Source organism: Pseudoalteromonas sp. SG43-7, assembly GCF_014164295.1.
GTDB classification, from domain to species: Bacteria; Pseudomonadota; Gammaproteobacteria; order Enterobacterales; family Alteromonadaceae; genus Pseudoalteromonas; species Pseudoalteromonas rhizosphaerae.
The window spans coordinates 1-214 of the sequence record NZ_JACJEY010000257.1 but is presented as its reverse complement, the minus strand read 5'-3'; the positions used below and the strand labels follow the sequence as shown (position 1 = coordinate 214).

Annotated in this window: 1 pseudogene; it reads left to right on the top strand. The window is 38.3% G+C overall.

The window, feature by feature from the left end:
• Positions 1–110: 110 nt before the first annotated feature.
• A pseudogene (locus H5200_RS24585) lies at positions 111–214 on the top strand (IS110 family transposase); the annotation flags it as partial.

Below are 214 nucleotides of genomic sequence, written 5' to 3'. Positions count from 1 at the left end.
ATAGACATAATGACTCCCACACGGTGTTAGCCTCCGCTTTTCGTGGGTTAGCTTAATTCAAAGCCAGAGCCATAATTAGTTTATCAATTAACTAAACAGCAGAGGCTAACATGAATAAACATAGCATACTTTTTATCGGACTTGATACACATAAAGAATTCAATGAAGTCGCCTATATTGAAGAACATAGAGGTGCACAACCTGTTCACCTTGG